Below are 10876 nucleotides of genomic sequence, written 5' to 3' on the forward strand. Positions count from 1 at the left end.
ACGCCTGCTCCAAAAACTCCCGCCACTGAAACGGCTTCCGGAAGATGAACCGCACGGCGTCTGCTGACATTGCAAACAAGCCACCAATAGCCTGCATCGGACCCGCAGCACTGCTCAACGCAATGCCCGGCGACCAACGATCGGCCCCCTTACCCGCCATGGCCACCCGGTCCTTCCAGAATCGTCACCGCAGCGACTGCTGTCGGACCACCGATGTTGTGAGCCAGTCCGATTCGGGCGCCGTCCACCTGATTGCCGGCTTCCCCGCGCAACTGGTCGAAAAGTTCCACGCACTGGGCCACTCCGGTGGCGCCCGGTGGGTGGCCCTTGGCCTTCAGGCCGCCGCTGGGGTTCACCGGCAAAGCTCCACCCACACAAGTCACCTCGGCCTCCATTAACTTGTAGGCCTCCGCGGGTTCGGCGAAGCCGAGATCTTCATAGCTGATCAATTCGATGCCGGTGAAGAAATCGTGAACTTCCGCCACATCGATATCGGCGGGCGTCAAATTTGCCATTCTGAAGGCTCTTTTCGCCGCACGGGTCGTCGCCGGGAACGTCGTCATATCCGCTTTGTGCTGATGCATCACGGAATCCAGCCCCAACCCCACCCCGCGGATCCAGACCGGTCGGTCGGTGAAACGGTCGACCACGTCCTCTGCGGCCAACAAAACTGCTGCCGCGCCGTCGCTTTGGGGAGCGCAGTCATAGACGCCGAACGGCGTGACCACCATCGGCGCGGCGAGAACCTCGTCGATGGTGACCTCGAAACGGAGTCGCGCCTTCGGATTCGACAGGCCGTGCCGATGATTCTTGACCGCCACCATCGCCATGTGTTCACGGGTGGCCGGGGTTTCGTGCAAATAACGCGCAACATGAAGGGCAAATCCTGCGGGCGCGACCAATCCCAGCGGATAGTCCCACGCCATGTCGCGGGCCATCGCCTCCCACTCCCACAGCAGTTGCTTGGAAGCGGTCTCTCTCAGCTTGTCCGCACCCATCACCAACGCGACATCGGCCGCACCGGACGCAATGCCGTAGAGGGCGTTGCGGACCGCGTCGTTGCCGGTCGCGCAGGAGTTCTCGATCCGGGTCACCGGCAGGTCGGGCAGTCCGAGCGAGTCGGCGAGGATCCCCGCCGGGAAGCCGTCGGCGGTTCCCATCGCACCGAACCAGGCGGCGTCGATCTCAGACTTGTTGACGCCCTTGTCAACCCGAGCGGCGCACTCCGCGAACGCCATCGGGAGCAGGTCCTTGAGCCCGAGGGCGAAGTGCTCGCCGAACGCCGTCATGCCGGCACCGACGATCGCGACCCGCCTCATGCCGCACCCCACGACCGGACGGACGTTTCCCGCGGAGTCGCGGGTGCATACGGCTCGAACGCGTACCCGTAGTCGGGTACACCCGATCGCACGGCCACCCGGCGCAGCGTGAGCCGGCCACGATCGCCGATCCGCACCGCGCCCGCCTCGACGCCGGTGACCTTGACCAGTGCGCGCACCGCGACGTCGTCGAGCTCGACGATCACCAACGAGTAGGGAGTCCGCAGGCCCGGTACCGGAATGTGAACCGTGACTTCGGTGTAGACGCTTCCCACCCGGGGCAGCGGCACCAGTTCGTAGTCGGTGGCCAGCCGGCCGGCATCGTCGAGCCGGTAGCGGGGCGGGAAGTCCAATTCCTCGCTGCCGCTGTGACGGCCGGCCTCCCACCGCACCTTGGCTTCGAAGGCACGCTCGTAGGCAGCCAGGGAGATCGGGATGTCAGGGCCGGCGGCCACCCTGGTCTGCGGTCGCGGCCGCGCCGTCGGCTCCCGCCGGTAGACGGCCGCTCCGCCGCCGGCCACCGTCACGCCGGACAGGCTGGCCTGTTCGACGGCTACCAATGGGCCGTTGACAGTCGACTCGGCGAGGGCGGCCAAGGCGAACAGCCCGGCACTGGCACCCGCTGTCGGCACGACGGGCGCCTCGCCGCCGCACAGTTCGATCGCGCGGTCATGGTCGACGCCGGCCAGCGCGACCGGAGTGTCGAGCCACGCCGCAGCCAGCGAGGCGACCAGCCCGCGCTCGTGCAACAGCCGCGGGTCGCCGTAGTCGTGCACCACCCCGTCGGCATTGCGGGTGCGGACCGGGAGACTGCGTGCCACCCGCGCGGCGGTACGAACCTGCAAGCCGTCCTCGCCGGTCAGGATCGCCGCTGCCCCAGCCGGATCCAAGTCGGAGCCGATGACCAGCGTCCGCGGGCGGGCCGAGCTGACCGCGTCGAGAGTGGCCGGCGCACCGCCGAGCCGCTCGTCGACCTCGAGCTCGGGATCCAGACCGAGACCCGCCAGCAGCACGGCGGCATTGCTGCTCTCCACCAGCGGCAGGTCACGGCTGACCAGCACCACCCGCTCGACGGCACCGCCCTCGGACAGCGCCGCGCGGCCCGCTTCAACAGCGAGTGTGATGGCGTCCTCGTCATCGCCGGCAATGCGATGCGCGTCACACCCCCAGGAGGGTAGGTAGGTGCCAATGGCGACGATGTAGGGCATGGAGTCTCCGGCGCGACCTAGGTGACCGCGCCAGCGGTCTTGAGTTCGATGATGCGGTCCCAGTCCAGGCCGAGCTCGGTGAGGATCTCGTCGGTCTGCTCGGCGAATCCCGGCGCCGGGCCGCTCTTCGGCGCGGCGACGTCGAACTGCACCGGGTTGGCGACCAGCTCCAATTCCCCTGCCTTCACCAGGTATTCGTTGGCCCGTACCTGCGCATCAGCGGCGGCCTGCAGCGTGTCCTGCACCGGCGCCCACGGTCCGGCCAGCGTGGCGAACCGCGTCGACCATTCCGACAGGGTTCGGGTGGCCATCGCCTTGCCGAGAATCTCGACGGCGTCGGCGGTGTTGGCGGCGATCTGCTCGACGCCGGCGAACCTCGGATCGTCGATGTACTCGGTGATATCCATGTGGCGGCAGACGTCGGCCCAGAACTTGGTCGGCTGCATCATCACGAACGAGATGTAGCGGCCGTCGGCGGTCTCGTAGAGGCCCACCAGCGGATTTATCGGTGAGCCGTGCACGCCCGGCACGGGTGCCACCAGCTGCTCACCGAGATGCTGAGTCAACGCGATGGTGTGGCCCATCGCCCACAAGCCGCTGCCGAGCAGTGACACGTCGACCACCGACGCTTCGCCGGTGCGTTCGCGCTTGAACAACGCTGCCGCGATTCCGCCTGCGAGGTTGGTGCCGGAGATGGTGTCGCCGTACGCCGGACCGGGCGGGGCGATCATGCCCTCGGTGCCCGGCGGTGTGATCGTCGCCGCCGTGCCGGCCCGGCACCAGAAGGCGGTCATGTCATAACCGCCCTTTTCCGACTCCTGGCCACGCGGACCGAAGGCGCTGCCGCGCGCGTAGATGATGTTCGGATTCACCGCGCGGATGTCGTCGACGTCGATGCCGAACTTGGTCCGATGCCCGGGCAGGAAGCTGGTCAGGAACACGTCGGAGCGGCGGGCGAGTTCGTAGAGAACCTCTTTGCCCTCCGGCACCGACATGTCCAGTCCGATGCTGCGCTTGCCCCGATTGGCGTGCTCCACATTGGGATTCGGATCACCCTCGACCCGCAGCGGACCCGTCTGCCGCAGGCCGCGTTGCGGATCACCGGTGACCGCATGCTCGACCTTGATGACTTCGGCGCCCCACTCACCCAACACCGCACCGCACGACGGCACGAAGCCGTACATCGCCACCTCGAGGACGCGGACCCCGTCGAGCGGCCTCACGACACCACCGCCGCGAGCGTCTTACGCTCGAGGAATTCTTCCAGGCCGGCCACACCCATCTCGCGGCCGACGCCGGACTGCTTGTAGCCGCCGAACGGACTATCCGGACCAAAGTAGTTGCCGCCGTTGATGCCCATCGTGCCGGTGCGGATTCGGCGGGCGATCGCCAGCGCGCGGTCGTGGCCGCCGAACACCCCACCCGAGAGTCCGTAGATGGAGTTGTTGGCGATCCGCACCGCGTCGTCGTCGTCCTCGTACGCCAGGACGGCCAAGACCGGTCCGAAGATCTCCTCCTGGGCGAGTTCGCTGTTGGGGTCGACTCCGGTGATCAGCGTCGGCTCGTAGAAGAAGCCGGGGCCGTCCACCTTCTTGCCGCCGGTGACGACGGTCGCGCCGGCGGCGACCGCGCGCTGGACCATGCCGTCGACCTTGTCGCGCTGGGTGTCGTTGATCAGCGGTCCCATATACGTGGACGGGTCGGCCGGATCGCCGTAGCGCACCATGCCCATGAAGTTCTTCACCAACTCGACGATCTCGTCGTGATGTGCGCGGGGAACCAGCAGCCGCGTCGTGATCGCGCAGCCCTGGCCGGCGTGCGAGCAGATCATGAACGCCGCCATCATCGCGCAGTTGGTGAAGTCTGCGTCGTCGAGCACGATCATGGCCGACTTGCCGCCGAGCTCGAGGAAGACCTTCTTGATGGTGTCGCTGGCCGCCGCCATGATCTTGCGCCCGGTTGCCGTCGACCCGGTGAAGGTCACGACGTCGACGTCGGGGCTGGTGGTCAGTGCGGCACCGACCGCGGGATCGGTGGAGCTGATGACGTTGATGACGCCCGCCGGGATGTCGGTGTACTTGGCGATCACCTCACCGAGCGCGAGCGTGGTGAGCGGGGTGTCCGGCGCGGCCTTGAGGACGACCGTGCATCCGGCGGCCAACGACGGACCCAGTTTTGCCAGCGCCAACTGGTTCGGATAGTTGTAGGCGATGATCGCGGCCACCACCCCGGCGGCTTCCTTTTCCACCCAGCGGTGGTGGCGCTGCCCGCGGCTCTCGATCTCGCCGAGGTCTTCGGACATCTCGTAACTCTTCAGCAGGTTCGCGTAGTAGCCGACGATCCGGATCGGGTCATCGAGCTGGGCACTCTCGGTCAACGCCTTGGTGGCGCCCACCTCGGCGATCGTCAGCGCGCGCAGTTCGTCGCTGTGCTCGACGAGCGCGGTATACAGCTGCTCGAGACACCGGATGCGCAGCTCGACGTTGGTGGACCAGTCGGTCGTGTCGAAGGCCGACCGGGCCGCGGCGATCGCGCGCTCGGCGTCGGCCACGTCCGCGTTGGGCGCATGGCCCACCACATCTCCGGTGGCGGGATTGATCGACGGGTAGGTGTGCTTCGCGCCGACCAGCTGACCGTCGATCAGCATGTGCCGCTCGGACACCTGGCTCTGCCCCGCTTGCTCGCCGCTCGCGATGGTGGCCGTCGTGTCCTGGACCGACATCAGCAACTCCTCCAGTCGTCGGATAACTCGGTTCTCATCTCCGGCGAATCATACATTCGGCGCGAGAGAACTCAAGCCGCGTTCACCGAACACGTCACATCCAGGACGCACCCTCGCAACGTGGTCCGTCGCCGCATCTCCGCAGTTAGACACATTGCACCGAAGTGTCTTGCGAAATGGATCACACCGAGAGTAGCGTTCTCATATCAGAAAGGGCGATTCTTGAACTACGAGATCCGCTGGATCGGCGACACGACCGGATGTGCACGCCGTGGTGAAGCGCGCCTGCCCTGTCCCGACCGCGACGGAGATCGCTGGTGACGACGGCGTTGGTGACCGGTGTCGGTTCGGGCCGCACCTTGTTTCGGCGATTCCTCGATAGGGCCCCCGATGACTGGAAGAAGATCGTCGACATCGCAGCCACGGGGTGACCGGCGGACGCAATGCCTGAGTAGTGGCACCACAAGACTTTTCAACACAACCAGACAGCAGTCAGAGAGAGGAATACCTGTGGGACGAGTCCAGGGCAGAGTTGCCTTCATCACCGGTGCCGCGCGCGGGCAGGGCCGCAGCCATGCCCTACGGCTGGCCGAAGAAGGCGCCGACATCATCGCTGTCGACCTGTGCAAGGACATCGACACCATCGGCTACAAAATGGCGACCCCCGAGGATCTCGAGGAGACCGCCGAACTGGTCAAGAAGACCGGGCGCGGCATCGTCACCGCGCAGGCCGACGTTCGCGAGGCCGCCGAACTCAAGGCGGCTCTCGACCAGGGGCTCGCCGAGTTCGGCAAGGTCGACATCGTCGTCGCCCAGGCCGGCATCGCCGGGATGAAAGGGCAGCCGCCACTGCAGGCATGGTGCGATGTCATCAACACCAACCTGATCGGAACCATCAATGCGATCCAGGTGGCGCTCCCCCATCTGGAGGAGGGCGCCTCGATCATCGCGACCGGTTCCACCGCGGCCCTGATGGACGCACACCAGAAGGACAACCCCGGCGCGGACCCGGGCGGGATGTCCTACATGGTCGCCAAACGCCTGCTGTCCAACTATGTCCACGACCTCGCCACCGAGCTCGCCGTGCGGGGCATCCGGGCCAACGTCGTTCACCCGACCAACTGCAACACCGACATGCTGCAGAGCGACCCGATGTACCGCTCGTTCCGGCCCGATCTCGAAAACCCGACCCGCGCCGACGCCGAGCCGGTGTTCGGCATCCAGCAGGCGATGAAGGTCAATTTTGTCGAGCCGCTGGACATCAGCAACGCAGTGCTGTGGCTGGCGTCCGACGAGGCCCGCTACGTCACCGGTATGCAGCTGCGCGTGGACGCCGGCGGCTACCTCAAGTGGTACGACTACCACGTCTGAACACCGGAACTACCAAGAGATTTGAGAGGGAATCCGTGAAGGTTCGGGTCGACCAGGACCGGTGCCAGGGGCACACACTGTGCGCCATGATCGCTCCAGACATGTTCGAGCTCAGCGATATCGACGGCAGCTCGTCGCCGGTGACCGAGGAGGTCCCGGCCGACCAGATCGAGCTCGTGCGCGAAGCCGCGCACTCCTGCCCTGAACAGGCCATCCTCATCGAAGAGGATTGACCTCCAGTTTTCCAGCCAAATATCAAGGGAGACAATGCCTTGAGTATCGATGACGTCAACGACGACACCGAACGAAAGCAGCCGACCTATCACTTCGATCGGCACACGCCGGAATATCGGCAGCAGTTCGAGAAGATCACCGAGGAGATGCAGTCCCGCTGCCCGATGGCATGGACCGACGTTTACGACGGTCACTGGGTGGCCGCCGGCAGCAAGGAGGTCTTCGAGCTCGCGCGCTGTCCGGTGGTCTCCAACCACCACGATCTCACCGGCGAGACGCCCTACAAAGGCATCACGATCCCCAAGGCTCAGCGAGCCACGGTGGTTCGTGGGGGCATCCTGGAGATGGACGAGCCCGAACACAGCTCGTACCGCGGGGCGCTGAACCCGTACCTGTCCCCCGCTGCGGTCAAGCGCTGGGTGCCGTTCGTCGACGAGATCGTCCGTGCGTCGCTCGACGAGAAGATCGAGTCGGGGCACATCGACTTCGTCGATGACCTCGCCAATATCGTGCCCGCGGTGCTCACCCTCGCCATGATGGGTATCGAGCTGCAGAAGTGGCCGGTCTACAGTGAGCCCGCCCACCTGTCGGTGTCCACTCCGGAACACTCGCCGGACGCCGCGCGCGTGGCCGAGATGAACCGGCAGATGGGCCTCGACATGGTCACCACCATGATGGAGGTCCGCGAAAATCCGCGGCCCGGCCTGGTGAACGCGTTGCTGCAACTACGGATTGACGGCGAGCCCGCCCCCGATCTGGAAATACTGGGCAACCTCGGGCTGATCATCGGCGGCGGCTTCGACACCACCACCGCCCTGACCGCCCATTCACTGGAATGGCTGAGCGAGCATCCCGCCGAGCGGGATCGGCTCAGTCGCGAACGGGATGCGCTGCTGGACCCCGCCACCGAGGAGTTCCTGCGGTACTACACACCCGCGCCCGGTGACGGCCGCACGTTCTCCGGGGACGTCGAGGTCGAGGGCCATCGTTTCAAGGAGGGTGAGCGGCTGTGGCTGTCGTGGGCGATGGCCAATCGCGATCCGTCCGTCTTCGACAAGCCCAACGAGGTCGTTCTGGACCGAAAAGGTAACCGTCACTTCAGTTTCGGCATCGGCGTGCACCGCTGCGTCGGGTCGAACGTGGCCCGGACGGTGTTCAAGTCGATGGTCACCGCCGTGCTCGACCGGATGCCGGACTACGTCTGCGATCAGGAAGGCACCGTCCACTACGAGACGATCGGCGTCATCCAGGGGATGAAGCACCTGCCTGCCGATTTCACTCCCGGGCCTCGCCTCGGCCCCGGGCTCGACGAGACGCTGGCCAACCTGCAGCGGATCTGCGAGGAGCAGGGTCTGGCTCGCCCCATCACCGAGCGCAAGGAAGCCGCCGTCATCGATTGGTGAACGGTTGAACCAACGACTGTGGCCCCCTCCTTTCGGAGAGGGCCACAGTTCGTTTCGTGCTGGTTAGGCTCGTGCTGGTTAGGCAGCGCCCTTCTTCGCACTGCCGGCGGATCCGCTCTTGGCCGAGCTCTTGGCCGAGCCCGAACCCGAGCCCTTGGCCGAGCTCGAACCCTTGGCCGAGCTGTCTGCCTTGGTGCCGGCCTTGGTATCCGAGGATCCCTTGGTCGACGGCTTCGGCAGCGACGGCAGCGACGGCAGCGACACCTTCGGCGGAGCAGGCAACGAGATCTTCGGCGGAGCAGGCAGCGAGATCTTCGGCGGCGCGGGCAGCGAGATCTTCGGCGGCGCCGGAAGATTCAGCTTGGGAGCCGAAACCTTCGTGCTCGGTGCCGTCGTCGACGGCGTCGTGTCGGCGGCCTTGTTCGCCGTCGGCGCGGGCGTGGAGTCCGCAACCTTCAGCGAGACCGTCGGCGCGTTGCCTGCGATGCCCGTCACCTTGTCGTTGATGCTCGTCACCGTGGCGGCCCCTGCGGCACCAGCCGCAGCGAGGGCCGCAGCCCCTGCTCCGGCGTTGATGCCACCACCGATGTGAATGCCACCGATGTCGAAGCTGATGTTGATCCCCAGGCTCGCGTTGATCCCCTTGACCAGGGTGTTCAGCCCTGCGGCGATCTGTGCGCCCGCGGTCGCAAGCGCGTTGACCACGATCTGAGGGTTCGGGAAGGCAGCCAGCGCGGCGTTGATCGCCGCGTTCAGAGCCGCACCGCCCTGGACCAGCCCGTTGCCGAGTGCATTGAGGAGCTGGTTGCCCACCTGCACACCGGCGTCGATTCCAGCCTGGAGTGCTGCTGCACCCTGGTTGAACACCTGCTGGGCGACCTCGAGGCCACCGCCAAGCGCTCCGGTGACGGCATTGACGAACGCCGCCGGACTCGGGAGGTCGCCCAAAGCCGCGTTGAAGGCCGCTGCGAGCTGCGCGCCGCCGTTGGCCAGCGCGTCGATGATCGCCTGTGCCCCATCAAGGTTGACGTTGAGCGCTGCCTGCAAGGCCAGTGCCAGGTCGACATTGATGTTGCCCAGGGCGTTGACGAGCGCGTTGACGAACGCCTGCGGGTTCGGGAACGCAGCCAGAGCCGCCTGGAAGGCCGCCGACAGGGCGGTGGCGCCATTGCTCAACGCGTCGAGCACCGCCTGGAAGGCGGTCCCGCCGGCTGCAATGCCGGCCTGGATGGTGGTTGCCAACTGACCGGTGAACGTGGTGAACGCGTTGGCCAGGATGCCCAGCGTCGGGTTCAGCGCTGCCAATGCGTTGGCGAACGCCTGCACGAAGGCCTGCGGGCTCGGGAAGTTGGCCAGTGCGGCGTTGAACGCCGCCGCCAGTGCCGCCCCACCCGACACCAGCGCTTCGAGGAAGGCCTGCGGGCCCTCGATCGAGGCGTTGATCACGGCCTGCAAGGCCAAGCCCAGGTTGACGTCGATGTTGCTGAACGCCTGAACCAGAGCGTTGATGAACGCCTGCGGGTTCGGGAACGCATCCAGCGCTGCCTGGAAGGCCGCCGACAGCGCGCTCAGCGGGTTACCGAGCGCATCGAGCAGCGCCTGGAATCCGGTGAGCCCGGCCGCAATTCCGGCCTGGATGGTCGCATTCAGCTGGCCGGTGAACGTGGTGAACGCATTCGCGAGCACGCCGAGCGCCGGGTTGATCGCCGCCAGCGCGCCGGTGAGCGCGTCGACGAACGCCTGCGGGCTCGGGAAGTTGGCCAGCGCCGCGTTGAACGCCGCCGCCAGCTGCGCACCACCGTTGACCAGAGCGTCGACGAATCCCTGCAGCCCGTCGACGCCGATGTTGAGCGCGGCCTGCAAGGCCAAGCCCAGGTTGACGTCGATGTTGCTGAACGCCTGAACCAGAGCGTTGATGAACGCCTGCGGGTTCGGGAACGCGGCCAGCGCCGCCTGGAAGGCCGCCGACAGTGCACTCAGCGGGTTACCCAGCGCATCGAGCAGCGCCTGGAAACCGGTGAGCCCGGCCTCAATTCCGGCCTGGATCGTGGTCGCCAACTGACCGGTGAACGTGGTCAGCGCGTTGGCGAGCACACCCAAGGTCGGGTTGATCGCCGCCAGCGCGCCGGTGAGCGCGTCGACGAACGCCTGCGGGGTCGGGAAGTTGGCCAGTGCGGCATTGAACGCCGCCGCCAGTGCCGCCCCACCCGAGATCAGCGCTTCGAGGAAGGCCTGCGGGCCGTCGATCGACGCATTGATCACGGCCTGCAAGGCCAGACCCAGGTTGACGTCGATGTTGCTGAACGCCTGAACCAGAGCGTTGAAGAACGCCTGCGGGTTCGGGAACAACTCGAGAGCCGCCTGGAAGGCCGCCGACAATGCGCTCAGCGGGTTGCCCAGAGCATTCAGCAGAGCCTGGAAACCGGTGAGCCCGGCCGCAATTCCGGCCTGGATCGTGGTCGCCAACTGACCGGTGAACGTGGTGAACGCATCGGCCAGGATGCCCAGCGTGGGGTTGAGCGCTGCGAACGCGCCGACCAGGGCGTCGACGAAGGCCTGCGGGCTCGGGAAGTTGGCCAGTGCGGCATTGAACGCCGCCGCCAGTGCCGCCCCACCCGA

At 66.5% G+C, this 10876-nt stretch carries 7 protein-coding genes and 2 pseudogenes; 3 read left to right on the forward strand and 6 right to left on the reverse strand.

Going from position 1 to position 10876, the window contains the following annotated elements; translation table 11 throughout:
- The 5 genes and pseudogenes from CRM90_RS31150 to CRM90_RS28560 all read right to left on the reverse strand — a co-directional run.
- Positions 1–160, reverse strand: a pseudogene (locus CRM90_RS31150) (ABC transporter permease); the annotation flags it as partial.
- Complete coding sequence (locus tag CRM90_RS28545) at positions 150–1319, reverse strand: thiolase C-terminal domain-containing protein (RefSeq protein ID WP_102810245.1); 1170 nt, start codon at positions 1317–1319, stop codon at positions 150–152. The gene CRM90_RS28545 and the pseudogene CRM90_RS31150, both read right to left, overlap by 11 nt.
- Entirely contained in the window at positions 1316–2527 is a 1212-nt protein-coding gene (locus CRM90_RS28550) for an OB-fold domain-containing protein (RefSeq protein ID WP_102810246.1), read from the reverse strand. Before CRM90_RS28550 ends, CRM90_RS28545 begins: the two co-directional genes overlap by 4 nt.
- A gap of 17 nt (positions 2528–2544) precedes the next feature.
- Positions 2545–3750 (reverse strand): CaiB/BaiF CoA transferase family protein, encoded by a 1206-nt coding sequence (locus CRM90_RS28555; RefSeq protein ID WP_102810247.1) that lies wholly within the window; start codon positions 3748–3750, stop codon positions 2545–2547.
- Positions 3747–5249 (reverse strand): aldehyde dehydrogenase family protein, encoded by a 1503-nt coding sequence (locus tag CRM90_RS28560; RefSeq protein WP_102810248.1) that lies wholly within the window; start codon positions 5247–5249, stop codon positions 3747–3749. Before CRM90_RS28560 ends, CRM90_RS28555 begins: the two co-directional genes overlap by 4 nt.
- 510 nt (positions 5250–5759) lie before the next feature.
- Between CRM90_RS28560 and CRM90_RS28565 the strand changes: the two genes are divergently transcribed.
- Genes CRM90_RS28565 through CRM90_RS28575 form a run of 3 tightly spaced genes read left to right on the forward strand, consistent with a single transcriptional unit; the run spans position 5760 to position 8257 of the window.
- Positions 5760–6620, forward strand: coding sequence for a mycofactocin-coupled SDR family oxidoreductase (locus CRM90_RS28565; protein ID WP_036344117.1), 861 nt, complete (start codon positions 5760–5762; stop codon positions 6618–6620).
- Between the two features lie 35 nt (positions 6621–6655).
- Entirely contained in the window at positions 6656–6853 is a 198-nt protein-coding gene (locus tag CRM90_RS28570; RefSeq protein ID WP_036344115.1) for a ferredoxin, read from the forward strand.
- Positions 6854–6892: 39 nt separating this feature from the next.
- Positions 6893–8257: a cytochrome P450 gene (locus CRM90_RS28575; protein ID WP_102810249.1), complete on the forward strand. Its 1365-nt coding sequence runs from the start codon at positions 6893–6895 to the stop codon at positions 8255–8257.
- Between the two features lie 78 nt (positions 8258–8335).
- On the opposite strand, the pseudogene CRM90_RS30605 reads toward CRM90_RS28575, so the two are convergent.
- Positions 8336–10876 (reverse strand): annotated as a pseudogene (locus CRM90_RS30605) (hypothetical protein); the annotation flags it as partial.

This window comes from Mycobacterium sp. ENV421, assembly GCF_002887815.1.
Lineage (GTDB): Bacteria > Actinomycetota > Actinomycetes > Mycobacteriales > Mycobacteriaceae > Mycobacterium.